This is a genomic window from Rhodomicrobium sp. Az07, assembly GCF_018619475.1.
GTDB lineage: Bacteria > Pseudomonadota > Alphaproteobacteria > Rhizobiales > Rhodomicrobiaceae > Rhodomicrobium.
Genome location: NZ_JAHFZG010000017.1, coordinates 38,908 through 63,639, shown reverse-complemented (window position 1 = coordinate 63,639; position 24,732 = coordinate 38,908). Strand labels below are relative to the sequence as shown.

At 65.0% G+C, this 24,732-nt stretch carries 20 protein-coding genes; 1 reads left to right on the top strand and 19 read right to left on the bottom strand.

The window, feature by feature from the left end; genetic code table 11:
* Positions 1 to 45 precede the first annotated feature (45 nt).
* From KKP04_RS12740 to KKP04_RS12655, 18 genes are all read right to left on the bottom strand, one after another.
* Positions 46 to 1,320, bottom strand: a complete 1,275-nt coding sequence (locus tag KKP04_RS12740) for a cell division protein FtsA (protein WP_215031932.1) — start codon at positions 1,318 to 1,320, stop codon at positions 46 to 48.
* Positions 1,317 to 2,264 (bottom strand): cell division protein FtsQ/DivIB, encoded by a 948-nt coding sequence (locus tag KKP04_RS12735; RefSeq protein ID WP_215031929.1) that lies wholly within the window; start codon positions 2,262 to 2,264, stop codon positions 1,317 to 1,319. Before KKP04_RS12735 ends, KKP04_RS12740 begins: the two co-directional genes overlap by 4 nt.
* Positions 2,252 to 3,181 carry a D-alanine--D-alanine ligase gene (locus tag KKP04_RS12730; protein WP_215031959.1) on the bottom strand — a complete coding sequence of 310 codons (930 nt, stop codon included), beginning with the start codon at positions 3,179 to 3,181 and terminating at the stop codon, positions 2,252 to 2,254. Before KKP04_RS12730 ends, KKP04_RS12735 begins: the two co-directional genes overlap by 13 nt.
* Complete coding sequence (gene murB, locus KKP04_RS12725) at positions 3,181 to 4,125, bottom strand: UDP-N-acetylmuramate dehydrogenase (RefSeq protein ID WP_215031926.1); 945 nt, start codon at positions 4,123 to 4,125, stop codon at positions 3,181 to 3,183. Before murB ends, KKP04_RS12730 begins: the two co-directional genes overlap by 1 nt.
* A 4-nt stretch (positions 4,126 to 4,129) precedes the next feature.
* Complete coding sequence (murC, locus tag KKP04_RS12720; RefSeq protein WP_215031923.1) at positions 4,130 to 5,563, bottom strand: UDP-N-acetylmuramate--L-alanine ligase; 1,434 nt, start codon at positions 5,561 to 5,563, stop codon at positions 4,130 to 4,132.
* Between the two features lie 164 nt (positions 5,564 to 5,727).
* The gene (gene murG / locus KKP04_RS12715; RefSeq protein ID WP_215031920.1) at positions 5,728 to 6,858 is read right to left on the bottom strand and encodes an undecaprenyldiphospho-muramoylpentapeptide beta-N-acetylglucosaminyltransferase; all 1,131 of its coding nucleotides are present in this window, start codon (positions 6,856 to 6,858) and stop codon (positions 5,728 to 5,730) included.
* Between the two features lie 22 nt (positions 6,859 to 6,880).
* Positions 6,881 to 8,023, bottom strand: coding sequence for an FtsW/RodA/SpoVE family cell cycle protein (locus tag KKP04_RS12710; RefSeq protein WP_215031917.1), 1,143 nt, complete (start codon positions 8,021 to 8,023; stop codon positions 6,881 to 6,883).
* A complete protein-coding gene (gene murD, locus KKP04_RS12705; protein WP_215031914.1) occupies positions 8,020 to 9,432 on the bottom strand; it encodes a UDP-N-acetylmuramoyl-L-alanine--D-glutamate ligase in 1,413 nt (470 codons plus the stop codon). The genes KKP04_RS12710 and murD overlap by 4 nt, the downstream gene beginning before the upstream one ends.
* Before the next feature lie 5 nt (positions 9,433 to 9,437).
* Positions 9,438 to 10,523, bottom strand: coding sequence for a phospho-N-acetylmuramoyl-pentapeptide-transferase (gene mraY, locus KKP04_RS12700; RefSeq protein ID WP_215031911.1), 1,086 nt, complete (start codon positions 10,521 to 10,523; stop codon positions 9,438 to 9,440).
* A 125-nt stretch (positions 10,524 to 10,648) separates the two neighbouring features.
* Positions 10,649 to 12,070: a UDP-N-acetylmuramoylalanyl-D-glutamyl-2,6-diaminopimelate--D-alanyl-D-alanine ligase gene (locus KKP04_RS12695; RefSeq protein ID WP_215031956.1), complete on the bottom strand. Its 1,422-nt coding sequence runs from the start codon at positions 12,068 to 12,070 to the stop codon at positions 10,649 to 10,651.
* A 1-nt stretch (position 12,071) separates the two neighbouring features.
* Positions 12,072 to 13,481: a UDP-N-acetylmuramoyl-L-alanyl-D-glutamate--2,6-diaminopimelate ligase gene (locus KKP04_RS12690; RefSeq protein ID WP_371818797.1), complete on the bottom strand. Its 1,410-nt coding sequence runs from the start codon at positions 13,479 to 13,481 to the stop codon at positions 12,072 to 12,074.
* Positions 13,459 to 15,336 (bottom strand): penicillin-binding protein 2, encoded by a 1,878-nt coding sequence (locus KKP04_RS12685; RefSeq protein ID WP_215031908.1) that lies wholly within the window; start codon positions 15,334 to 15,336, stop codon positions 13,459 to 13,461. Before KKP04_RS12685 ends, KKP04_RS12690 begins: the two co-directional genes overlap by 23 nt.
* A gap of 4 nt (positions 15,337 to 15,340) precedes the next feature.
* Positions 15,341 to 15,730, bottom strand: a complete 390-nt coding sequence (locus tag KKP04_RS12680; protein ID WP_215031906.1) for a hypothetical protein — start codon at positions 15,728 to 15,730, stop codon at positions 15,341 to 15,343.
* Positions 15,731 to 15,855: 125 nt separating this feature from the next.
* The gene (locus tag KKP04_RS12675) at positions 15,856 to 16,734 is read right to left on the bottom strand and encodes a B12-binding domain-containing protein (protein WP_215031903.1); all 879 of its coding nucleotides are present in this window, start codon (positions 16,732 to 16,734) and stop codon (positions 15,856 to 15,858) included.
* A 123-nt stretch (positions 16,735 to 16,857) separates the two neighbouring features.
* The gene (locus KKP04_RS12670) at positions 16,858 to 18,111 is read right to left on the bottom strand and encodes a Coenzyme F420 hydrogenase/dehydrogenase, beta subunit C-terminal domain (RefSeq protein ID WP_215031900.1); all 1,254 of its coding nucleotides are present in this window, start codon (positions 18,109 to 18,111) and stop codon (positions 16,858 to 16,860) included.
* Positions 18,112 to 18,311: 200 nt separating this feature from the next.
* Positions 18,312 to 19,919, bottom strand: a complete 1,608-nt coding sequence (gene purH / locus KKP04_RS12665) for a bifunctional phosphoribosylaminoimidazolecarboxamide formyltransferase/IMP cyclohydrolase (RefSeq protein WP_215031897.1) — start codon at positions 19,917 to 19,919, stop codon at positions 18,312 to 18,314.
* A 36-nt stretch (positions 19,920 to 19,955) separates the two neighbouring features.
* Entirely contained in the window at positions 19,956 to 21,680 is a 1,725-nt protein-coding gene (locus KKP04_RS12660) for a heparinase II/III family protein (RefSeq protein WP_215031894.1), read from the bottom strand.
* 181 nt (positions 21,681 to 21,861) lie between these two features.
* Entirely contained in the window at positions 21,862 to 22,656 is a 795-nt protein-coding gene (locus KKP04_RS12655; protein ID WP_215031891.1) for a LysE family translocator, read from the bottom strand.
* A 204-nt stretch (positions 22,657 to 22,860) separates the two neighbouring features.
* Here KKP04_RS12655 and KKP04_RS12650 point away from each other — a divergent pair, with 204 nt between their 5' ends.
* Positions 22,861 to 23,448, top strand: coding sequence for a hypothetical protein (locus KKP04_RS12650; RefSeq protein ID WP_215031888.1), 588 nt, complete (start codon positions 22,861 to 22,863; stop codon positions 23,446 to 23,448).
* 39 nt (positions 23,449 to 23,487) lie between these two features.
* On the opposite strand, the gene KKP04_RS12645 is transcribed toward KKP04_RS12650, so the two are convergent.
* The gene (locus tag KKP04_RS12645; protein ID WP_215031886.1) at positions 23,488 to 24,660 is read right to left on the bottom strand and encodes a linear amide C-N hydrolase; all 1,173 of its coding nucleotides are present in this window, start codon (positions 24,658 to 24,660) and stop codon (positions 23,488 to 23,490) included.
* Between the last annotated feature and the right edge of the window lie 72 nt (positions 24,661 to 24,732).

Genomic DNA, 24,732 nt, shown 5'->3' with positions numbered 1-24,732 from the left:
AATGCTCGTCCGCTCATATGCGACGACCGATTGCGCGGACAACCTTCACGAAAAGCTTGTCCGCAGCCATTGGCCGATTCGAGACGCGTAGCTACTGTCTTGAGACGGCAACTCAGGCGCATAGGGCATTTCGCCCGCGGACTGATGCCGGCTTGCATAAAGACATCCCCCCACGAGCGCACTCAACACATTCCCCGCATTGAGACCGCTCAAGGTCATGGGCTTTGCGGTCCTGACCTCCGCCGCGAACAGATGCGAAGCAAGCTCGCGGATTCCCGGCAGGAAGCTGCCGCCGCCAGTCAGCACAGCGCCCCCATTAGGAACAGAGTATCCCGCACCTTTTAACCGTTCATTAACGGCCTCGAGGTGCTCCGATGCCCTTGATCGAATGATACGATTGAGGGAAAATTTGGACACCGGTTCCCCGGTGTCGCCATTCTGGACGGGGAGATCGATGTCGGCCTGCAAATTGTCGTAGACGCTTCCGTACCGGACCTTGAGCCGTTCCGCCTCGAATTTCCGCAAGGAGAAGACCTGCGCGATCTCCTCCGAGACGGTCTGACCGCCGAAGTTCAGGCATTCGAGAAACACCGGCACGCCACGCTGGAACAGCACGACGCCGGTCGTCTGCGCACCCATGTCGATGACGAGCACTCCCGACATGCGTTCGAGCGCGTTTGTCACGCTCAAGCCCGAGGCGAGCGGCCCGGCCAGCAGGCTGCGCACGTTCAGCAGGCTTTTCCCGAACGAGGTGCCGAGCTGACGCTGCACGCGAAGCGGTATCGAAATGGCGATGACGTCGGTTTCGGCGCCCGATGCCTGGCTCGCAAAGGCCGCCTCCGCGTCCGATTCGCCGGACGAGGTGAAGAGATGAAGGAGCTTTCGCTGTGTCCGCGCGCAGTGCTCGTCGGCCGCTGCCGAGATGGCCTCGACATCCTCCCTCACAAGACCGGCATGTCCGAGCCTCGCCTCGAAAACCTCCGCGACAAGCCCGGAAAACTGCCCCGTCACGAGGACGTCTTCCACGGTCACGCCCGCCTGCGTTTCCGCCTGCCCGACCGCGCGGCGAATACTTGTCTCGATGGCTGCGAGGTTCGCGATGCGGCCGCCGGAAATGCCGGACGAACGCACAACGGCGCTGCCGATCACGCGGATGTTGCGCGCACCGACATCGAAACCGAAGCGGGGTGAAGTCAGCAGAACGACCGCGCACGCGACTTTCTGAGCGCCAAGGTCAACCACGGTAATGATGTCGTCTCGCCCCTTGAACGGCCATAACCGCGACGGACCGCGCGAGGCCTGCCGCCGTTCGTCCGTCATAAGGCCCTGCCCCTTCTCGGCGGCAAGGCCGGTTGCGGGGCGGGGACAGAGGAGAGAAGCGCGATGGCTTTGTCGCGATTGGCCGTTGTCGGCTCCCGCAATTGGAGGATCGTGCGATGCGTCAGTCGCAGATCGATGGTGTCGAGAGCCATTTCCGCAATCTTCGAGTTGGCGAGAACCGATTCCAGTCTCGAAAGTGTTAACTCACCCACCTTGCGCGGAAGTTTCAGGGTGACGCCACTGTCGAGTTTCACCTGCCAGAAGCGCTCGGCGACGAAGCTTGCCTCGGCCACCCGCGAGCGGATGGACTCGCGGTCGGCGAGCGATTCGATGAACACCGCCGCTTCGGCTGGCGCACCCTCGCCCGAGAACAGCAGGAGCGTTTCGAACTGCCCTTCCGACGGCCCGAGCAAACGGCCTTCGCGGTCCACCACGTGAACGACGCCCGCCGCATCCTTCCAGCGCGCGAAGGGCTCGCGTTCGGTCAGAACCACTTCGAGGCGCGAGGGCAGCACGCGACGCACCTCGGCGGTCTCGATCCAGCCGAGCGCGATAAGGCGGTCGTGTGCCTCCGCCGCGTCGTAGGACAGCGAGGAATGCTCGAAGGGGAGTTTAAGCGCCTTCAGCAGCGTTTGCTTCGGCGTATTGTCGGAGCCGGAAACGGCGAGGTCTTCGAGGCGAAACCCGGCGTCGTATGCTGCCTTGTCTGCGAAGGCCGACGCCTCGTCGAACAGCGATTTCGTCGCGCCCGACAGATAGAGACCGTAAAAGGCGGTCGCGACCAGAAACGCCATGCTGACGACAAAGCCGGCGCGCGCGGCACGATCCGCGTTCGTCAGACCGAAGCCGAACAGGGACGGCGCCTCGGCGACATCCTTACCCGGTTGTGCCGACCCGATACCCGGACCCTTCGCGCCAACCGTACCCGAACCTAACGATTGCAAGAGGCATCCTCCACAATCCACCGCACAAGTTCACCAAACGACAATCCAGCATGGGCGGCGAGTTCCGGAACGAGCGATGTCGCGGTCATGCCCGGCTGGGTATTGACCTCAAGACAGACAAGCTCGCCCGTGCCTTCCGGCCGATCGTCCAGACGGAAATCGGCCCGGCTTACGCCCCGGCAGCCCAACGCGTGGTGCGCGTCGACTGCCATTTTCTGGATATTTTCGTAAATTTCCGGTGAAAGTCGTGCAGGTAGAATGTGGTAAGAGCCTCCTTTTGCATATTTTGCTTCGTAATCGTAGAAAACGAGCCCCTCGGCGGGCATGATCTCGATGATGCCCAGCGCGCGGTCGCCGAGAACGGCGCATGTCAGCTCGCGGCCCGCGACATAGCGCTCGACGAGAACGTCGCCATGCGTCCAGTCGGCGCGCGTCAGTTCCTGCGGCGGGTGCTCGTAATCGTTGCGCACGATGAACACGCCGACGCTCGACCCTTCGCACACGGGCTTGACCACATAGGGCGGCGGCAACAGATGGCGCTGCGCGGCCTTCGCCGGGCTCGCGACGACGCCCGCCGCCACGGGCACGCCCGCCGCCTTCATCGCGACCTTGGCGCGCGCCTTGTCCATCGCCAGCGCGGACGCCAGCACGCCTGAATGCGTATACGGAATTTCGAGCGTCTCAAGGATGCCCTGAATGCAGCCGTCCTCGCCCCATTTGCCATGCAGCGCGTTGAAGGCGGCGTCGGGCTTGAGCGCGGCGAGCCGATCGGCGATGTCGCGGCCGACGTCGATGCGCGTGACGCGGTAGCCTTGCGCTTCAAGCGCGCCCGCGCAGGCTTCGCCCGAGTTCAGCGAAACCTCCCGTTCCGAAGACCAGCCGCCCATCAGCACGGCGATATGGTGAACGCTCTTCATCATTCGGCGGCGGCGAGTTGCTGTCCGGCGCACCTTACGCCGATGCGCTTGATCTCCCACTCAAGCATGATTCCCGTCTTCTCGAACACGCGCTTTCGCACGGTCTCGCCCAGCGTCTCGATATCGGCGGCTGTGGCGTTCTGATCGTTGATGAGGAAGTTGCAATGCATCTCCGACATATGCGCGCCACCGACGCGGAAGCCGCGGCAACCCGCCTCGTCGATGAGCCGCCACGCGCTCTTGCCGGGCGGGTTCTTGAACGTGGAACCGCCGGTGCGGCTCCTGATCGGCTGGTTCGCCTCGCGATAGTCGGCCACGCCCTGCATCTCGCGCTCGATCTCGGCCGGATCGCCGGGAACGCCCTCGAAGACGGCTTGCGTGAAAATCTGGTCGTCCGGCACGCCGCAATGGCGGTAGGTGAAGGCCATGCCCGCGTTGTCGTAGACATGCACCGCGCCGCTGCGGTCGACCGCGCGCGCCTCAACGAGCACGTCTTTCGTTTCGCCGCCATGCGCGCCCGCGTTCATGCGCAGCGCCCCGCCGACGGTGCCCGGAATGCCGCGATAGAAGGCGAGCTTCGCGATGCCCGCCTGCGCCGCCGCCTGCGCGAGGCGCACGTCCGGCACGGCCGCACCAACACGGATGCGCGCGCCGTCCTGCGGTTCGATGTCGTTGAAGCCGCGCCCGAGCCGGATCACCACCCCGGGGACGCCGCCATCGCGAACGAGAAGGTTCGAGCCGACGCCGACGGCCATCACGGGGATGTCTGCCGGGCAGCGGGCGAGGAAATAGGCGAGGTCTTCCTCGTCGGCGGGCTTGAACAGCACCTGCGCGGGGCCGCCGACACGAAGCCACGTCAATTCGCTCATGGACGCGTTCGGCAGGAGCTTGCCGCGAAGCTCAGGCGCGTCGGCCTGAAGCGCTGGTGCGATGTCCGCGAACACGGCCTTACTCCGCCGCGCCAGCAAAGGCGGGGTAAAGGTGCAGCTTTTCGGGAAGCGCACGCGCCCATTCCGAGATCGTGCCGGCGCCGAGCGTGAGCACCAGATCGCCGGGCTGGGCGACCGCTGCCAGCGTCGACACGAGCGAGTCCTCGCCATCGACGGGATAGATGCGGGCGTGACCCTGCTGGCGCAGACCGTCGACGAGCGTATCGCGGTCGATGCCGTTCGGCTGCTCGCCCGCCGAATAGACCGGTGTCACGACCACGGTATCGGCGTCGGCGAAGCAGGCGCAGAACTCGCCAAAGAGCGACTGAAGCCGCGAATAGCGATGCGGCTGCACCACGGCGATGACGCGACCCCGCGCCGCCCCGCGCGCGGCGCTTAGGACGGCGGCGATTTCGGCGGGGTGGTGGGCGTAGTCGTCGTAGATCGCGACGCCGTTCCATTCGCCGCGCGGCGAGAAACGGCGGTCCACGCCCTCAAACGATGAAAGACCATCGAAAATCTGGTCGGCGGATAGGCCCGCATGGAGGCAGGCCGCGATTGCGGCGGCCGCGTTCAGCGCGTTATGCACGCCGGGCACCCGAAGTTGCACGCCCGCATGCCGAAGCGGAGGCTCGCCGGGTTCGCCCGCGATACACACGTCGAACATCACGGAGGGGCCTTGGCTCACGATATTGTCGATCTTCACGCGCGCGTCGAGCGCACGGCCGAAGGAGGTGAGCGGCGGCAGTTCGCCCGATGCCGCGAGTTCCTGCGTCAGCGCGCGCACCACGGGGTGATCGATGCCCGCCACTGCGACGCCGGTCTTGGGAATTTGCCGGAGGAAGGTGCGGAACGCCTCATGCAGCGCCTCCACGGAGCCGTAATAGTCGAGGTGCTCCGGATCGATATTGGTGGCCACGCCGATTTCCGTCGGCAGCTTGATGAAGGTGGCGTCGGATTCGTCCGCCTCCACCACCATCCAGCGGCTTGCGCCGATGCGCGCGTTCGTGCCCCAGGAGCTGAGGACGCCCCCGACGAGCACGGTCGGATCGAGCCCGGCCGTCTCCATGATCCAGCCGATCATGGACGTGGTCGTGGTCTTGCCGTGCGAGCCCGTCACGCAGATCGTGCGATAGCCCTGCATCAGCGCGGCGAGGGTCTCGGCGCGGCTGAACACCGGAAGCCCGCGCTCGCGGGCTGCCTGAAGTTCGGGATTGCCTTCCTTGACGGCGGACGAAATGCAGACGACGGAAGCGCCTTCGAGGTTGGCCGCGTCCTGCCCGATAAGCACCTTGATGCCCTGCGCCGCGATCCGCCGCGTGTTGGCGCCCTCTTTCTGATCGCTGCCCTGAACCGGGATGCCGCGTTCTTGCATGATCTCGGCGATGGCGCTCATGCCGATGCCGCCGATGCCGATGATATGAATCCGGCCGCCGGAAAGCGGATCGATCATCTTATGTCCTTTCTTCCCCTCGGGCCGGAACCCGGCGCGTCGCAAAACGATCCGATTACCCCGGTTTTCATCGGATAGACTGTCCACCACAAGTGGAAATGCCGAAAAAGCCAGTCGATGCCCATCCCCGATATGTTCAACCCCACGATGATACGGTGCGGATATTAAGCGGTCGCTGCCGCGCCGGCGGTAAATTCATGCTTTTCCGCCAGTTCTTCGAGCAGATCCGCGAGATTCTCCACAGCTCTGTAATTCGCCAGCGAATGCGCGCTGGTCGCCGCCCGGACGAGGCCCGTCGGATCCTCGAAAAGGCGCCGAACCGTGGCGGCGAGGTTCTCCGGCGTAAGCGTCGCCTGCGGGAAACACCACCCCGCACCCGCCGCTTCCATGCGCGTCGCGTTTTCGAGCTGATCGTTATCCTTGGCGTGGGGCAGCGGCACCATGATGGCGGGCCTGCCCAGCGCGCAAACCTCGGCCACTGTGGTCGCGCCGCTGCGTGCCACGATGAGATGCGAATTCGACATCTTGCTGGGAAGATCCTCAAAGAATGTCGCAAGTTCGGCGGCGATGCCGCAACCTTCGTATGTGTCGAACACGCGGTCGATGTCTTCCTCGCGGCATTGCTGCATTACGAAGAGACGGTCGCGCATCTGATCCGGCAGCAATTGCAGCGCCTGCGGCAAAATGTCCGAGAAATAGCGCGCGCCCTGGCTGCCCCCGACGATCAGAAGATTGAGCTGCGCCTGGCTCGACGGCGGGCGGTAGGGGATGGCCTTCAACGCGAGCACCGACCCGCGCAATGGCGAGCCGGTCATGCGCGCCTTTTGCAGCATGCGGCCTTCGAGATACTTTGTGTTCTCGAACGAGCAGGCGATGGCCTTGACCATCGGCGCAAGGAAGCGGTTCGCCTGCCCCATCACGGAATTCTGCTCGTGGATGGCGGACGGAATGCCCCGGCCCATGGCCGCGAGCACGGGCGCAAGCGTCGGATAGCCGCCGAAGCCGATAATCGCGCGCGGCTGCGCCTCGCCCATGATGCGATAGGACGCCTGGAAGCCATGCCCGAGCACGCCGAGCGTCTTCGTCGCCTCGATCGGCGAATGGCCTTTGAATGTCGCAGCCGCGACCTTGTAAACCTTGCGCGCAGGAAATTCCGCGCCGTAGACCGTTCCACGTGTATCCGTGATGAGGTCCACCTCATAGCCCCGGCGGCCGAGTTCCTCGCCGAGCGCCTGCGCAGGAAAAAGGTGGCCGCCGGTTCCACCGGCCGCCAGCATGATCGAACCGCGGCTCATGAACGCGTCTCCCTTCCGGATGTCACCGTGAGACCCAAGGGGGCAGCACTTGGGCAGAGTATTTGAACACCGATCTTCTCGTCAGGGCAACGATCATGCCCAATGTAACGGCCGTCGCAAGGAGCGATGAGCGGCCATAGGAAATAAAGGGTAGCGTGACGCCCTTCGCGGGAATGAGATTCAGGTTGACAGCCATGTTCACCAGCGCCTGCAAACCGAAAAGCATTACCAGACCGACCGCCGCCAGCCGGATGAAGGCGTCGCGCTCACGAAACGCGGCTGTCAGCGCTTTCCAGACGATGAAGGCATAAATCGCGACCAGAAAAAGGCAGGCGGCGACGCCCATCTCTTCGGCTATGGCCGCGAAGACGAAATCGTTGTGCGCGTCGGGCAGCCTCCCCTTCGCGAAGCCTTCGCCAAAGCCGTGTCCAAGCCATCCCGCATCGCGGAAGGCGTTCATCGCGAGCACCGTCTGAAGCGACTCGGTGCCACCGCCCGCGAAGCGATTGATGCGCGACATGACGTGCGGCATCGTGAAATAGGCGGCGAGGAGGCCACCGGCGGCGAGCGCAAGAAAGATCGGCGCGAACCGGAGCGAATAGCCGGACAGGAAGAACAGCGCGCACCACACCGCTGCAACGATGAGCGTCTGTCCCATGTCGGGCTGAAGCACGAGCAGCGCAACGAAAGCCACCAGCATCAAACCCGCCAGTTCCAGCGCCGGCATGTCCTGCCGCTTGATGCTTTCCGAGAACAGCCACGCCGAAAGCACCACGAAACCCGGCTTCACGAACTCCGACGGCTGAAGCAGTACGCCGCCGATGTTGAGCCAGCGCACGGCGCCGTTGCGCTCCATGCCTTGCAGCAGCGCAAGCGCCATCAGCGCGAGGCCGACGCCGAACATGATCAGCGCCAGCCGCTTGACCTGTTGCGGAGTTGCAAGCGAAACGATGAACACGATCGCGAGCGCCGCCATCATGCCGAGCGCATGCCGCTTCACGAAATAGAACGGTTCGAGCTTGAGCTTCTGCGCGATGTAGGGGCTCGCGGCGAAGGAGGCCGCCAGACCGGCGACGGCGAGCACGAGGATCAGCGCAAGGAGCGTGCGATCGACCGTGATCCACCAATCGGTGACGACGGCGCGCTCCGCGCGGCTGAAGCTCATGCCGCATTTTCCTTGGCAGGCGGCGCTGACAGGGCCGCGACGGCCTTGCGGAAGGCATCGCCGCGAATTTCGAAGTTGGGATACTGGTCGTAGGATGCGCAGGCGGGCGAGAGCAGCACCACGGCATCCTCGCCGGACGCTTGCGACGCGGCGTCGGCGGCGGCTTCGGCCACCGCGCGCTCCAGCGTGCCCGCCATCGACACCGGCACGCGGCCGCCCATGGTCTTTGCGAAGTCCTCAGCCGCGACGCCGATGAGATACGCCTTCCTGATGCGCGAAAAGAAGGGCGCCAGCGGTTCGATGCCGCCTTCCTTGGGCTTGCCGCCCGCGATCCAGTAAATGTTGGTGAAGGAGAGAAGCGCGCGCTCGGCGGCGTCGGCGTTTGTGGCCTTCGAGTCGTTCACGAACAGCACACGCCCGATGCGGCGGATTTCCTGCATGCGGTGGGCGAGACCGGGGAAGCTTTTCAAGCCCTCAACGAGCGCTGACCACGGCAGGCCGAGGCTGCGCGCCGCGGCGAGTGCCGCGGCGGCATTCTGCGCGTTGTGCGCGCCGCGAAGTGAGCCGATACCGGAAAGCGAGGCGCGGTTCTTGAGCGCGCCGTCCGTCACCTCGAACAGGCCCGAGCCCTCGCCGTAAATGCCGGTCGCAACGGGCTTCGTCGAGGAGATGCGTAGCGTCCGCACGCCGCGCGCCTCTGTCCGCGCCGCGATGGCGTCGCACGGCGCGTCGTCCGCGCCGATGACCGCCGTCTGTCCGCCCGCCATGTTCGCGAACAGCTTCTCCTTCACGGTGGCGTAACCTTCGAGGCTGCCGTGGCGGTCGATATGGTCCGGCGTGATGTTGAGAAGGATGCCCGCGTCCGGGTCGGCGCTTGGCGTCAGGTCGAGTTGGAAGCTCGACAGTTCGAGCACGTAATGCCGGCCGTCGACGAACGGCGGCAGGTCGAGCACCGCCGTGCCGATGTTGCCGCCGCAGACGCTCGAACGGCCCGCCGCGTTGAGCAGGTGGTTCGAAAGCGCCGTCGTTGTGGATTTGCCGTTGGTGCCGGTGATGGCGATGACCGGGCAGCGCGCACCGACGCGCCTGCGCTCGCGGAAAAAGATCTCCGTGTCGCCGATGATCTCGACGCCGTTCGCCTGCGCGAGCCTCACGGTCCAATGCGGCTCGGGATGCGTGAGCGGCACGCCCGGCGCGAGAACGAGGCTGTCGAGCGCGCGCCAGTCGATTTCGTGCAGGTCGCGCAAGAAAAGCCCGGCCGCAATCGCCGCATCGCGCCCTTTCTCGCCGTCGTCCCAGACGATCGTCTCCGCGCCGCCCGCGATCAACGAACGAGCAGCCGCCAGCCCCGACATCCCCATGCCGAAGACGGCGACCTTCCGGCCCTTGAACGCATGCGCTTCGATCACGGGCGTTACCTCAGCTTCAGCGTGGCCAGCCCGACGAGGGCCAGAATCACGGCGATGATCCAGAAACGCACGACGACGGTGGGTTCGGCCCAGCCCTTCTGCTCGAAATGGTGATGCAGCGGCGCCATTCGAAAGACCCGCTTGCCCGTCAGCTTGTACGACAGCACCTGCACGATCACGGACGCGGTTTCGAGCACGAACAGCCCGCCCACGATGGCGAGAACGATCTCGTGCTTCACGGCGACGGCGACGGAGCCGAGGAGGCCGCCCAACGCCAGCGACCCGGTGTCCCCCATGAAGATCATGGCGGGCGGCGCGTTGAACCATAGGAAGCCCAGTCCCGCGCCGAGCATCGCGCCGCAGACGACGGCAAGCTCGCCTGCGCCAGGCACGAAATGGATTTGCAGATATTCGGAGAAGATGCGGTTGCCGACGAGATAGGCGATCAGCCCGAAGGTGGCCGCCGCGATCATCACCGGCACGATGGCGAGGCCGTCGAGACCGTCCGTCAGGTTCACCGCGTTGCCCGCGCCCGCGATCACGAACACGCCGAGGCACACGAACAGCACGGGTCCGAGCGTAAACACCGCGTCCTTCAAGAACGGCACGGTGAGGCTCGTCGAGATCGACGGAGCCGTAGCGACCATGATCGCGTAGGTGGCGATGCCCGCGATCAGGAGTTCGAGCAACAGACGAAAGCGCCCGGAAAATCCGGACGTATTGCGCTTCGTGACCTTGAGATAGTCGTCGTAGAAGCCGATCAGGCCGTAGGACAGCGTGACGGCGAGCACGATCCACACATACGGATTATACGGGTTGGCCCACAGGAGCGTCGCCACGCACAGCCCGAGAAGGATCATCAGCCCGCCCATGGTCGGCGTGCCCTTCTTCGAGAAATGCGACTTGGGACCGTCCTCGCGGATCGGTTGGCCCTTGCCCTGCCGCACACGCAGCGAGTTGATGAGCGACGGCCCAAGCAGAAACACGATGAGCATTGCTGTAACGACCGCCCCTGCCGTCCGGAAGGTGATGTACCGGAACAGATTGAAGACGGGCGCCTGGTTGCTCAGTTCGGCCAACAGATAAAGCATGCAAATGTCCAACCTCGGAGCGCGCCCGCCGATGCGGCGAACCGTCCTGTTTCTGTTTTACGCTCGGCTCTGCCGCTCCGGCGCATCCGGGGCGGGGCGATCCAGGGCACCGAGCGATCTCGCGATCAGGCGCTCCGAGAGGAAGCGAAGCGCGTCCTGAGCGCTTCCGCGAGCGGTCCCATCCGGCTGCCGAGCGATCCCTTGATCATCACGGCATCGCCCCCCCGCACGGCATCGAGCACCGCCCCGCGAAGATCCTCCGAGGCGCTGGCCCATCCGCCGCGCTTCTCGGCGGGCAGGCTTTCATGCAGGTTCGCCATCAAAGGACCGGCGCAGAAAACGAGATCAATGGCGTTGGAGTCAACGGCGCTCGCAAGGCGGGCGTGAAATTGTGGCGCGTCGTGGCCCAGCTCCAACATATCGCCGAGGACCGCGATGCGCCGCGCATAGCGCGAGGGCGAAATCTCGCCCAGCACGTCGAGCGCGGCGCGGACCGACGCCGGGTTGGCGTTATAGCTTTCGTCGATGACGAGCACGGGGCCTTGCGGCGTTTCGAACGTGGCGCTGCGGCCGCGCCCCTCCGGCGCTTCGAAGCGCGCGAGCGATGCGGCGGCGGCCTCGACATCGCCGCCGAGAAGCGACACGCCCGCCAGCGCCGCGAGCGCGTTCTGCGCGAGGTGCCGCCCCGGTGCGGCGAGCGCGAAGGTGACGCGCTGATCGAAAATGTCGGCCGTGACCACGGACCCTTCCTCGGTGCGCTCGAAGCTCACGAGCCGCGCCTCGGCGTTCGAGCTGTGCCCGAACGGCACGACGCGCGCACTCTTTTCGCGGGCAAACGCCGCGAGGCTTTCGAAATGCGGATTGTCTGCGGGCAGGATAGCCGCCCCGCCTTGCTCCAACCCTTCAAGGATTTCGGCCTTCGCGCGAGCGATCTCAGCTTCCGAGGCGAAGAACTCGATATGAACAGGCGCGACAGAAGTGATGATGGCAACATGCGGACGCACGAGCCTCGTAAGCGGCACGATCTCGCCCGCGTGGTTCATGCCGATCTCGAACACGCCGAAGCGCGAGTGCGCGGGCATGCGCGCGAGCGACAGTGGCACGCCCATGAAGTTGTTGTAGGACTTTACCGAGGCGTGCGTCGGCCCGGTTTCGGCGAGCATCGTGCGCAGCATTTCCTTCGTGGTCGTCTTGCCGACACTGCCGGTCACGGCGGCGATGCGCGCATCCGTGCGGGCGCGCGCGACGCGTCCCAGCTCTTCGAGCGCCGCGAACGGTGCGTCCACGCGGAACAGCGGCTCATCGGTCGCCAACGGGACTTGCGGCATGTAGTCGCGCGAGACGAGTGCGCCCGCCGCGCCGTTGTCGAAGGCGGCAGTGATAAACCGATGCCCGTCCGAACGCTCGCCCTTGATCGCGACGAACAGATCGCCGCGCTCGACCGTCCGGCTGTCGATGCTGACGCCCGAAACGGCGACATCGGAGGCTGGCGGCGCGATGCCGAGCGCGCGGGCGATCTCGGCGGCGGTCCACAGCGGTTCAGCCATCTCAACCATGGCTTGCTCTCCGTTCGCCTGAATGCGCGAGCGCGGCGGCGACCGCCTCGTGATCGGAATAGGGAATGATTTTCGTGCCGACGATCTGCCCCGTCTCGTGGCCCTTGCCGGCGACGAGCAACACATCGCCCCGCTCAAGGCCGCCGATGGCGGTGGCGATAGCGTCCGCGCGCCCGTCGATTTCGGCCGCGCCCGGTGCGGCGGTCATGATCGCGGCGCGGATCGCGGCGGGGTCTTCGCTGCGTGGGTTGTCATCGGTGACGTAAACGACGTCGGCGTAAGCGGTCGCCGCGCGGCCCATCTCCGGGCGCTTGCCCCGGTCGCGGTCGCCGCCGCAGCCGAACACCACATGCAGCCGCCCCGTCACGTAAGGACGCAGCGCTTCCAGCGCCTTCACCAGCGCGTCGGGCGTGTGGGCGTAGTCCACGAAGACGGGCGCGCAGTCCACTGTCTCGCCGACATAGTCGAGCCTGCCTTTCGCGCCCCGAAGCGCTTCCAGCGCCTCGAACACGCCGCCCGGCGAACTGCCGAGCCCGAGCGCGAGCCCCGCCGACACAAGCGCGTTCGACACCTGAAATGCGCCAGCGAGCGGCAGCAGCACGGTGAAAAGGCGCCCGCGATAGATGATCGAAAGCCGCTGGCGAAAACCGTCGCGCTCGACACCCTTCAGGCAAAGCGCGGCGCCGCGTTCGCCCACGGTCATCACGTCGAGCTTCCTCGCCCGCGCCGCGCCCACGACATCGTCCGCATGATCGCCATCCGCGTCGATGATTGCGGGTGCGCCCGAGGGCAGGAGATCGCGGAAGAGGCGCATCTTCGCGTTGAAATAATCTTCGAACGTGGGGTGATAATCGAGATGGTCGCGCGTGATGTTCGTGAACGCGCCCGCCGAAAAGCGCACGCCGTCCAGCCGGTACTGGTCGAGCCCATGGCTCGAAGCTTCGAGCGCGAGATGCGTCACGCCCTCGTTCGCGAGATCCGCCAAGGCCTTGTGCAACACGACGGGATCGGGCGTCGTATGCGACAGCGGCCGGTCGCCCGCATTGGTGACGATGCCGATGGTGCCGAGGCTTGCCGCGTCGTGGCCCGCCGTCGCCCATATCTGCCGCAGGAACGCCGCGACGGACGTCTTGCCGTTGGTGCCGGTGACGGCGGCGATGGTGTCGGGCTGGACGCGGTAGAACCGCGCGGCCAGAAGCGCCAGCGCGCATCTCGGCTCGGCGGCGCGAAGCACGGGCACGGAAAGCCCGTCGGCGTTCGCCGTCTCGCTCGCGAGCACCGCCACGGCACCGGCCCCTTCCGCCGCCTTCGCATAGGCCATGCCATCCGCCTTTGTGCCCGAAAGCGCTGCGAACAGCATGCCCGGCCTGACCTGTCGGCTATCGGCCGTAAGACCAGAAATCTCGAGGGTCGCCGCTATATCGGTATCCGCCGTCAGCGCGCGAGCCGCCTCGGTCGTCGCCGTATGCGGGAGGCCGTCGCGGCTGAGAGTAAGCGGAATATCCCTGATCAGATCCGCCAGTTTCATAACGATTCTTCCGGTATGGCGCGCGGCGCGCGTCGTAGGGCGCCGGCTGTTCATAGGAGGTCGCGGCCGCTTCGTCAAACAGGGGAGTGGGCAGAATGTCGAGCATGGGAGCGATGCGCTTGATGATGGCTCCGGCCGTCGGAGCGGCATTCTGCGATGCTTCGTTGCTCTTGGTTCCCGCCTCGGCGTGAGGCTCGTCGATCGTGACCATGACGAGATATCGGGGCGCATCGATCGGAACCGCCGCCACGAAACTGTTGATGACGTCCGAGGAATAGCGCCCCTCCTTCACCTTGAGCGCCGTTCCCGTCTTCCCTCCCACACTCAGACCTTGAACCGCGGCCTTGCGCCCCGTGCCCCGTTCCACCGCAGCGCGCAGGAGATCGCGCATCGTCGCGCTCGTTTCCGGCGAAATCACCCGCTGCGGCTCATCGCTCGCGCCGCTCCCGGCGATCAGGAACGTGGGCTTCACCCGCTCGCCGCCGTTCACGAGCGAAGCCATCGCCGACGCAAAAAGCAGCGGCGGCACCGCAATGCCATGTCCATAGGCTACCGTCGCCACGTTCACGGGCCGCCACACCTTCGGAATGACCGGCGTCGGAGACGATCCCGCCTCCGTCTCCAACTTCTCGAAAAGGCCGAGCGATTTCAGAAACGCCTGCTGCTTCTCTCCGCCCGCAGCCAGCGCGATGCGCGCAGAGCCCGTGTTCGACGAGTGGATGAAGATGTCCTCCACCGAGTACATCCGGCGGCTTGCGTGCGGGTCGCGCATGGTGAAGCGCCCGAGCTTGAAAGGGGTCGCGTCGAACACCTCGTAGCGGGTCGCGACGCCCTGATCGAGCGCCATTGCGATGGTGAGAGACTTGAACACCGAGCCGAGTTCGTACACGTCGGTCACGACGCGATTCTGCCGGTTCTGCCCGGCGGCCTGTTCGCGGCGGTTCGGATCGAAGTCGGGCAGCGACGCCGATGCGACCACCTCGCCGTTCTTCACATCGAGCACGATCCCCATGGCCGCCTGCGCAGTGTAGCGCTCCATGGCCTTCGACAGTTCGTCCGTCAGCGCATGCTGCACGCCGAGATCGAGCGAGAGCTTCACGATGGGTCGTTCCGCGAGCGATGTCGGCGTGAGCTGCGCGCCAAGCTTCTGGTCGATATACCATTCGACGCCGCTCCGACCCTCATTGTCGACATTCGTGATGCCGAGTATGTGCGCCGCGACGCTTCCGGCGGGATAGACGCGCTGCACGGTCGGCAGGAGCGAGAGCGCCGGTATTCCGAGCGCGTGCGCGGCCTCGGCCTGCTTCGGCGTCAGCCCGCGCTTGACGTATTCGAAGCGGCTGTTCTTGTCGCGAAATTTCCGCGCGAGCGAGCCCTGGTCGAGATCGGGAAAAAGAGCGACGATCTTTTCCGCGGCTTCGTCAGGGTTGACGATCTGACTCGGGTTCGCCACCAGCCAGTAAACGCGGATGTCCGTTGCGAGAAGCCTGCCGTTGCGGTCGACGATGTCCGGGCGGCTTTTCGCCAGTTCGGCGGGCGCCGATTGCGACGAGAGCGAAGGCATCTCGGCGGGCGCTGTGCCGTAGCGAGCGATTTGCAGCGAGAGGGTGAGAAAGCCCCCCGCGAAAAACACGGCCAGCAACGTCTGCGCGCGCCGCGCATTCTGCGCGGCTCGCTCGGCGCTTTGCGCGCCGCCGATCCTGCGACACAGCGAGGCCAGCGTTATCATGGGCTTAACGCGCTCCTGTCACCGCCGACTGAAGCGAAACATTCTCGATGAGCGCGGCGATGCCGTCCTTGCGAGCGGGCACGGCGAAGGAAGAAGACGGCTGCACGATTGCGCTTGCGCCGGGTCCGGCGATGACGGCGCTCCACGGCACGAGCTGCCGCGAGGAGATCGGTTCGAGCTTCAGCGTCTTCTTCGCCATCTCCTCGATGCGTTCCGGGCGCGAGAGGTAGCTCACCTCGGCGCGCATGAGGGCGAGAAAGTCGCTTTCGTCCTGAAGCGCGGTAATCAGTTCGCGCGCATCGGTTTCAAGCGCGCGCGTCTTGATCTTCAGGTCGTATGTGTAGGCGAACAATCCTACGAGGCAGCCGAAGGCGAGAAGGCAAAGTGAACGCATAACGGTGATCCCTGCGCGAGCGTCGCCTGATACTGCACGGGTGCCGTAAATTTTTCGTACAACGAGGGTTAACAAGCTGCTGCCGACCGCGAGCCGGGCCGCGTGTGGCTGTCCGCAACGCGGCGTCAGGCGGCCGAGGAGGCGCGCCGCGTCAGCGACTGATCGAGCAGCTTCTGCGCGAGAAGCACCGCAGTTGCCGCGCTGTCGGCCACGCCGTCCGCCCCTACGGCTTTTGCGTGCTGAGGGCACTCCTTGAACGCGGTGCCGCCGACCATGATGGTAATCGAAGGATTGCAGGAGTGCTGGCGGATCGCCTTGATGGTGTCATCAATGACGTCGAGTCGCGAGTCGCAACTCAGCGAAATGCCCGCCACTGCAAACCATTCCGCGTGGACGGCCTTGATCACGGTTTCGAGCGAAGCCCCCGCCTCGGAGCGCACATGCCACCCCGCCGCGCGCATGAATTTCTCGACGACGGCGAGGCCGAAGCGATGCTGCTCGCCTGGAGCCGTCAGCGTGATGATGCGGCGCATGTCGCCCATGGCGGGCACGCTATGCGTGTCGTTGAAAACGGCGAGCAGTTCCTGAAGGCGGGCGACTCCGAGCGTCACATCGAGGAAGTCGCAGCGGTCTTCGTCCCACATGCGGCCGATATGATGGGCGGCCGGTTCCAGGAGTTCGGTGAAGAGCACATGGATTGAAAGGCCCCGCCGCTTCACGCGCTGGATGTAGGTGTGCGCGGCCTGGATGTCGGGCCCGAGCACGAGAAGCGCAAGCTCCTCGATTTCGGCCCGCGTCGGCACGAACGGCTCGCAGGCGCAAGGCTTCAACACGTCGTGGTGGATCTGGATGAGCCGGGGAATGATTTCTTGAGCGATTACGGACGCCAGACGTTTCTGGCGTTCATGCGCATCGGAAGCTGTCGGTTTTGTGGAGCGGGCGACGCCGGAGAACTGATCGGACGAAAAAAAAGCAGACCCAGAAACTCGCTCTACGTTCCTCATAAACCGTTCCCCTCCACCCGACAGTTTTTGGCGACGGTGAAATCACATTTCAGTGATTACACGACCGTAAAAGCTTTTCGAGAAAGAAAACGTCATTTGCGACAATAAGTCTAGCGATCAATTTTAGAGATCGCCGGTCCCGTGCCGCCTGGACGAAACTCTCTCGTCTAAGCTTGGAGCCAGTCCATAACGCTCGACAAGCGTCCAGACATGCTCCGGTACCATATTGTGAATGCGTCTTGGCAGCTTCGCGCGAAGATGAAGCACAGTCTCGACCGCTTTCATCTCGACGCGGGCGCGCGCGAATTCGAGGCCGCGCGGGCCGACTTTTGGCATGAGCCATCCGGCGATCGGACGCGCCCAGTTCGGCATGCTGCGCATCGGAAGACCGCCCGCAGCAAGTTCGGTGTTCTTGAGAAAGCCCTTCACCGGGCCGTCTCGCTTTCCGGCCGTGCCGGGCTGCGAGAGCGAAACCTCGTCGCCGAGCAGCCGCAGCAGTTCCTCGCCCGTCTCGTTGCGCACGATCAGCCATTGCTGGCCCTGTCCGGCCATGTATCCGACCGTGATGTCGGAAAGCGAATTCGTGTAATCGACGCAGGTGCGGCAAGTCAGCGGGAAGAAATCGGCGGGGAGCTTCGAGATGGGCAGCAGGAGGAACGGAATTTCCTTCACCTTGCCGTTCTCAAAGCGCAATTCGACATGATAATCCGCCCGGAATTCCAGATAGGTAATTGTCTCCGGCTTATCCGACAGCAGGTTCAGGAACGTATGAAAATTCTCGGTCGTCGTGTTGTCCGAGCAGGGCGTGCCGATGGCATACACGCGATCGAAGCCGAGGTCGTGTTCGATCCCGCGCAACGCGAAGATCTGGCATGGCACGCCGATGACCGCGATGCGCTTGTGGCCCGCCTCGCGCGCCGGTTCCAGCAGCGCGAGCAGCGGCGCGTATCCCATCCGCATGCCGCGCGCCTTCGCCATGTCGGCGGCGCGCGTGATCAGGGCGGGCTTCGGACGCCAGCGGTCGGCGTCGTCCGCGACCATCGTCAGCACGGCGTCGACCGCGCCTGTTTCGAGAAGGCGTTCGCCGATGCGCGTGGTGATGCCGGTCCATTGCGCACCCTCGCGCGGGCGCTTCATCGCGGCGCGAGCCATGCGCTTGTAAGGGCCGAAGAATCGCTCGTCCTCGCGGTGCGGATTGCGCGCGCGGCCATGCACACGCGCTTCCATTTTCGGATAATCCGGCTTGATGAACTGGCAGGCGCGACCGCAACGGCGCGGATCGGAGGAGCGCGAAACGCCGCAATCGGTGCAGAGATCCCGAGGCAGGGCTTCGGCCACTTCGGGCGACCAGACGGCTGGCGTTTCGGCCTCTATCATCGATCAAGCCTGCTTATGCTGCGAGGGCGACACGAATAGGCGCGATGTCAGGAAATGTCGAGGGAAATCACGCCGCAGGGTTTAACGGAAGGCAGGCCCCTGGGGAACAGGAGCCTGGCTAGAGAAGCAGAAGAAGCCGATCCGAGGCGCAATCTCCAAGCCGCTTTCCGGCGACCGACAACCGCCACACGCCGTTGCAATCAATGCCGGAAGTGTCGCACGCCCGTGAACACCATGGCGAGGCCGCGTTCATCGGCCGCACGGATCACTTCCTCGTCGCGCATCGAGCCGCCCGGCTGGATGATCGAGGTGGCGCCCGCGTCGGCTGCGGCGATGAGGCCATCCGCGAACGGGAAGAACGCGTCCGACGCGACAGCCGTATCCTTCAGCGCCTCGTCCGGGTTTTTCCCGGCGTGCTCTGCCGCCTCGCGAGCCTTCCACACGGCGAGGCGCACGCTGTCCACGCGGCTCATCTGGCCCGCGCCGATGCCCAGCGTCGCGCCGTCTTTCGCGAACACGATGGCGTTCGATTTCACATGCTTCGTGACACGCATGGCGAAGACCATGTTGGCGCGCTCCGCATCGTTCGGCTCGCGCTTCGTGACCGTGCGCAGCGTCTTGCCTTCGAAGCCGCCGACATCCGCATCCTGCACGAGAAATCCGCCCGCGACGGAGCGGAAATAGGGTTGCCGCGCGACCGGCAGCAGCCCGCCCGTCACCAGAAGCCGCACGTTCGGCTTTGCCGCGAACGCCGCTCGCGCCGCATCGGACGCTTCGGGCACGATCACGACTTCGGTAAAGATCTTGAGGATTTCACGGGCCGCCTCCTCTTCGAGGCGCCCGTTCAGGGCGACGATGCCGCCGAATGCGCTCACAGGATCGCAGGCGAGCGCCTTGCGATAGGCTTCGACAAGCGACGAACCCAGCGCCACGCCGCACGGGTTGGCGTGCTTCACGATTGCCACCGCTGGCTCGTTGCCGGGAAACTCGGAAATCAGCTCGAAGGCCGCGTCGGCGTCGGTGAGGTTGTTGTAGGAGAGTTCCTTGCCCTGCACCTGTTCCGCACCGACGATGCCCGGCCCGCTTCGCTCGGCCGATTCGTAGAGCGCGGCCTTCTGGTGCGGGTTCTCGCCATAGCGCAGGCTCTGCTTCAGCGTGCCGGTGATGGTGCAGGACGACGGCGCCGCGCCCGTCTGCCCCGCGAACCACGTGGCAATCGCTGTGTCGTAGGCGGCGGTGCGCGCGAATGCCTTGGCCGCGAGGCGGCGTCGCGTCGCGTCGCCCGTCGCGCGCCCCTCGCCCGCGAGTTCGGCGGCAACCGCCTCGTAATCGGCCGGATCGGTGACGACCGTCACGCAATTATGGTTCTTGGCCGCCGCGCGCAGCATGGCGGGGCCGCCGACGTCGATGTTCTCGATCATGGTGTCGAAGTCGGCCGCGTGCTTCTTCAGCGTCTCTTCGAACGGGTAAAGATTGATGACCACAAGGCCGATGGGCGCGATGTTATGCTGCGCCAGCGCCTCGCGCGCGCTCGACTGTTCGAGATTGGCGAGGATGCCGCCGTGGATGGCGGGATGCAGCGTCTTCACGCGGCCTTCGAGGATCTCGGGAAACTTCGTCACATCGGACACCGACACAACGGCGATCCCATTGTCGCGCAGGAAGGCGGCGGTGCCGCCCGTGGAGACGATCTCGATGCCGAGTGCGTCGAGCTTCTTGGCAAATTCCGCAAGCTTCGACTTGTCGGAAACGGAAATCAGTGCGCGGCGCACCGGAAAAACCTGCGGATTGGTGGATTGTGCGGACATGGCTCGTAAGTGTGAGGCTGTGAAAGAAGATCAAGATCAGACGAGTCGGCGGGCGCCCTGAATCACGGGCTTCTGCTGCACCGCCACCTTCTCGAATTTCCAGTGGACGGACGTTGCCGCCGAGCACGGTCCCTTGAGGACAATCTGGAGAGAGCGTCTCAGGCAGATGGGATCCGCGAAGAAAATGCTCTCCTCGATGTTCAGGTCCGCGCCTTCCGCTACCATGCGCCACGTCGCGCCCGAGGGCAAGGTGAGCGTGACCGCGTTCGTATTGCGCGAAAGCTGCGCCGCGACGCGCGGATGCAGATGAAAGCGGATCGAGAAACGCGCATTGGCCTCCGTGGCCGTCTGGTTGACAGGCAAGAGTTGGTCATGCCCCGCGAATTCATTGCCGGATTTGTGAAGCGCAATCTGCCTGCGGTGGTTCATGCCGAAGCGCTCGCGATAGCCGTCGTGGCCGATGCGCACGCCGATGGAGGCTTCGTTCTCGATGATCTCGTGATGGACGGCGCGAGGGCCGGAAAGCCAGAACAGCTCCCGCCCGGCGGAGCTTTCCTGAGCCTTGATGAGTCGCGATGACGAGAGATCGTCGATGCTCAACGTCGAATGCGCCGCCGTCGACCTCGAAACGACGTACCAGTCGCCCGTCTCGTCCTGAGGCGCGCCGCAATTGGCGATCAGCGGCTCTGTCCCGACGCTCATTTCAAACGCGCCGCAACCGGCATGCGCCCGCGCCGAGAGATGCAGCGGCGGTGGCGCGCCGGCGTCCGCGATGACGACGACCTGGCCCGCTGCAAGCCGGGCATAGTTCGAATTCGGCGCGTGGAGGTCGGGGAAGGTGGCGCCGAGATCGTCATAGGCGAGAACGGCCGAGACCTGGTCGAGGTAGGTCGGCCCCATGCCGTTGAACCGTGCGAGGCTTCCATCGCCGAGACGCAGGAAGCGCACCATGGCCTGCATGCGCTTCAACGCCGAGAAGAGCTTTTCAGGCGGGTCGAGCTGACGCGCGACGAAGCATTGCTTCAGCGGCAAAAGTTCGAGCAGCAGTTCGATGAGTTCGCCCGGGTCGCGGGTGATGTGGCCGCCGTCTTCAAGGATCTGCCGGTCGAGTTCCGCCGAGAACGCGGGCAGATAGGATGTCAGGTAGGTTTCGTGCTCGGCGATGCAAAGGCCGGCCAGCAGAATGGCGGTCAGCGCCCTGAGCTTGGGCACGCCCGACCCGTCGCCATAGATGACGGTGAGTTCGTGCAGGTCGCGCGACAGCACGCGCATCACGGCGTCGTAGAAGTCCGGCTCCGCGCCGTCGAGCAGGAAAGCCGCGTGGGAGAGCAGCGCGATAACACGCCGCGCGGTGATTTCCCGGTCGTGACCGAGCGGCGGCGCGCTGCCTGCGAAGGCGATCCAGTCGAGCGTGAGCTTGCGCGCCTTCTCGCGGGCGATCTGGTCCTCGGCGGCATGCAGGTGGCGGAGCCAGCCGAACCCGTAAAGCTCCTTTTGCCAGGGAACCGTCGGCGGAATGACCCGGAACGGCGATTCCGAGCCGATGGGAGCGGTCGCCCCGGCGAGCCCGAAATACCCGTCGTATAGTTCGACCGCAAAACTCGGGTCGCCGGTGCGCAGGTCATGCGGCAGGATGAGGAGGTGGTAGGCGGCGGGAACGCCCGACATCCAGCGCGAAAGCGAAGATGTCAGCGCGAACCTGAGCGCCGAGCGGCCCGCCCTGTTGACGGCGAGGGCTGCAAGACGCGCCTGATCTGACATCTGAAGTGGCATCATTAACTTTTTTAGGCGATCCGCGCCCGCGTATGCAAGAGCTGTCTGCAACCGGCGGATGACGAACCACCCGTCAAGTTAACGTCTTCCAATCTAGAACCTGATTCGAGACATTTGCGGATCTTTTTCCGAGATTGTCCCCGGCCGCGACACGCTCTCGCGTCGCGACCTATCGCAGGATCGACAACGCCGTCACGGGAGTCGCCGCGCCGGCCTCGGATTCGCCGAAACGATGCCCCGCGAGGCCGTAGGCGAACTGCGCGAACAGCGCCATCCCGAATATGACGAGCACCACGCCCGACGCCTGATTGATGCGCTTCAAACGGCTCTCGGTCAGCTTGTGGCGAACGCGGCTGATGAGCCTCGACAGGCCCACCCACCACAACAGGCTCCCGGTCATGATCGCGGTGACGGCCGTCACCGCCTGAACCCAGCTGTCGATGCCGCCCATGATCGATGTCGCCCCGCCGAAAAGTGCGAACAGGCCGAGGATTGCGCCGGGGTTGGTGATGGTGAGGAAGAACGTCTGCGGCACAATGTTGAGATGCGGCACGATCCGCCAGATGCGGTAGCGCATGGCTGGCCGGAGGAAGGGCGGGATCGTGTTCGACAGCCGCCGGAGGCGCGCGATATTGGTCGACGCGGTGGCCACGATCTTCGGCTGCGCGCGGTAGATGCTGAAGCCGAAGGCGATCAGAATGATGCCGCCGACAAGCTCGATCTTGAGTTGGTGCGAGCGCATGAAGCCGGAGATTGCCGTCGCGCCATAGGCCGCCGCCGATGCGATGAGCCCGTCCGCGAGCACCGCTCCAAGCCCGGCCGCGAAACCGCCCCAGAAGCCGCGCTCAAGCGTTCGCTGGATGCAGACGATGTTCACCGGCCCCACGGGAGCCGCGATCAGCACACCGATGACCAGGCCGATGATGGCAAATCGCGTCGGATCGATGATCGACTCTGCCCACATAGGCCCGCTTCTAGCTCTCGTTAAGTCCCGTGTCACGAGAAGGAGCGCTTTCGCCATCCTCGCGCCCAAAAACGCCCGCGAGGTCACGACCGGATTCGCCGCGCCCGCAAGCACACATGCATGCCGCGAAACGGGGACGTCATGCAACAGGAGACGAACGTGAAGGTATCGCCGAAAACAAATTTCTTTAGGATGAGTGGCCGCTTGCGCCCGCGTTCAAGGATATTCGCGGCGGCGCTCGCCCTCGTTCTGATGCCATTTGCCGCTCTGCCCGCGCTTTCGCAGGCCGCGAACGAGCCGGCCGCGCCGAAGCCCGCCCAACCGGCCGAGGTACAGCTCGGGCGCGACGCGACGAAGCTGCCCGAGCCGGTTCAGCGCATGCGGCAGGCCATCCTTCGGGCCGCGACGAGCGGAGAGATCGAGGCGCTGCGGCTCCCCATCGACATGAACGAGCTTCCCCCCATTTTCGCGAAGGAGCGCACGCCCGACCGGATCGCGTATCTGAAAGGAGCTTCGGCCGACGGCAACGGCCGCGAAATGCTCGCCGTGCTCTACAGTCTTCTTACCACCGGTTACGCGATCAAAAACCAGGGCACGAAGAACGAGATGATCGTGTGGCCCTATCACGCCGCGCTTCCGCTCGACAAGCTGACGCCGAGTCAGGAGGTGGAGATCTACCGCTTCCTTTCGCCCGCGCGCTTGAAGGAAATGGCGGCCGCCGGAAAATACGGCTGGTATCGCGTCGAGATCAGCCCGGACGGCGTTTGGCACACGTTCGCGAAGGACGATTGATCCGTGAAGCGAGCGGCCGATCCGCTCGCTTCGCCTTGTCTACCGCACGCGTTCAACGGCGCGTTCGTCGCGGCGTTCTTCACGCCGCTTCGCTGTATCGGCGCGCTTCTCGCCGGCATCGGCGCGGGCCGTGGCCGTCGCTTCCAGGAACTTGAACGGCGCGGCGTCCTTGAACTTGTCCGCCGTCTCGCCCGCATAAACCTCGCCGTTCGCCAGCGCGAGCTTCTTCACGGGCGCACCGCGCTTCAAATCGAGCTTGTCGACCGAAACCCAGAACGTGTTCGGGCGAGTGGCGGAATCGAAGAAATAAACGCGGTCTTTCTGGTCCGATACGGTGCGCCAGATCGTGGAGGCGATGTTCGGCTTGTCCTTCTCGGGCGCGAGGCCGAGCGGCACGCTGACGCTGCGCACCGTGCTCAACACGCTGGCGGCCGCCTGATTGTCGAAGCTGTGGTCGGGCACGCTCTTGATATAATTCGGGTCGACCTTCTTCGGCAGGCCGTTCAGGAAGAAGGACGCGCGCGCGAAACGGTCGGCCGCGCGGCTCGTGCCCGGCAGGAATGAGTAGCCGCCGACATCTACCCAATAGCCGTTGATCGCGAGTTGCTTGTCGTATGTCGGCGAGTTCGTCATCACGGTGTATTGCCTGCCGTGGTGGATGTGCAGCTTGCCGCCGATGTATTCGAAGATCGCGGAATCGCCCGAGGCATCGGAGAGCGACAGATGCAGCGCGGATTCCGAGCCGTTCGGGAAGGTCGGCGCGAGAAGGGTGAACGGCTCCTTGCGAAGCGCCTCGACGGCTTCGGCGACGGTGGCGAAATTATCGAGCGCGTATTGCGCCCACGCGACGTTCGAAAGCAGCGGCTTCTGCCCGTCCGGCGTGCCGTAATCCGACTCCGCGAGATAGAGCAAATTCGCGACGAGGCCCTTCTCGTTCAACCCGTCGCCGCTGCCCGCATTGTAGCTCGAGGTGACGACGCTGCCATATTTCGACGTCCATTTCAGCGAGCGCGCCCCCGCCGCGCCGTCGCGCTCAAGGCCCGCCGGGAACGCCCACAGGTCGGACGACATGTCCTCCATCCAGTCGAGCGTGCGGCCCGTGAGCACGGTCTTGTCTTCGCCGGTGAACAGGATGCGCGTGCAAGGGGTCGCCGTTCCCGCCGATGTCAGCGCGAACGCGGCGGCGAGCAGGGCAAGGGCGCGAGGCTTCATGGGACACTCCGTTGCTGGGGAACGTCGAAGCGTAATGCCGAGGCTTTAATGCTCCCGCCTGTGCCGGTGCCG

Excerpts from the sequence above, each read along its gene's own strand:
- KKP04_RS12655 (WP_215031891.1), bottom strand. The coding sequence starts at position 22,656 with ATGTGGGCAGAGTCGATCATCGATCCGACGCGATTTGCCATCATCGGC.
- KKP04_RS12660 (WP_215031894.1), bottom strand. The coding sequence starts at position 21,680 with ATGTCAGATCAGGCGCGTCTTGCAGCCCTCGCCGTCAACAGGGCGGGC.
- KKP04_RS12710 (WP_215031917.1), bottom strand. The coding sequence starts at position 8,023 with ATGAGCTTCAGCCGCGCGGAGCGCGCCGTCGTCACCGATTGGTGGATC.
- murC (WP_215031923.1), bottom strand. The coding sequence starts at position 5,563 with ATGATCGATCCGCTTTCCGGCGGCCGGATTCATATCATCGGCATCGGC.
- murG (WP_215031920.1), bottom strand. The coding sequence starts at position 6,858 with ATGAGCCGCGGTTCGATCATGCTGGCGGCCGGTGGAACCGGCGGCCAC.
- purH (WP_215031897.1), bottom strand. The coding sequence starts at position 19,919 with ATGTCCGCACAATCCACCAATCCGCAGGTTTTTCCGGTGCGCCGCGCA.
- KKP04_RS12685 (WP_215031908.1), bottom strand. The coding sequence starts at position 15,336 with ATGATAACGCTGGCCTCGCTGTGTCGCAGGATCGGCGGCGCGCAAAGC.
- mraY (WP_215031911.1), bottom strand. The coding sequence starts at position 10,523 with ATGCTTTATCTGTTGGCCGAACTGAGCAACCAGGCGCCCGTCTTCAAT.
- KKP04_RS12670 (WP_215031900.1), bottom strand. The coding sequence starts at position 18,111 with ATGATAGAGGCCGAAACGCCAGCCGTCTGGTCGCCCGAAGTGGCCGAA.
- KKP04_RS12680 (WP_215031906.1), bottom strand. The coding sequence starts at position 15,730 with ATGCGTTCACTTTGCCTTCTCGCCTTCGGCTGCCTCGTAGGATTGTTC.
- KKP04_RS12645 (WP_215031886.1), bottom strand. The coding sequence starts at position 24,660 with ATGAAGCCTCGCGCCCTTGCCCTGCTCGCCGCCGCGTTCGCGCTGACA.
- KKP04_RS12730 (WP_215031959.1), bottom strand. The coding sequence starts at position 3,181 with ATGAAGAGCGTTCACCATATCGCCGTGCTGATGGGCGGCTGGTCTTCG.
- KKP04_RS12675 (WP_215031903.1), bottom strand. The coding sequence starts at position 16,734 with ATGAGGAACGTAGAGCGAGTTTCTGGGTCTGCTTTTTTTTCGTCCGAT.
- KKP04_RS12695 (WP_215031956.1), bottom strand. The coding sequence starts at position 12,070 with ATGGCTGAACCGCTGTGGACCGCCGCCGAGATCGCCCGCGCGCTCGGC.
- KKP04_RS12740 (WP_215031932.1), bottom strand. The coding sequence starts at position 1,320 with ATGACGGACGAACGGCGGCAGGCCTCGCGCGGTCCGTCGCGGTTATGG.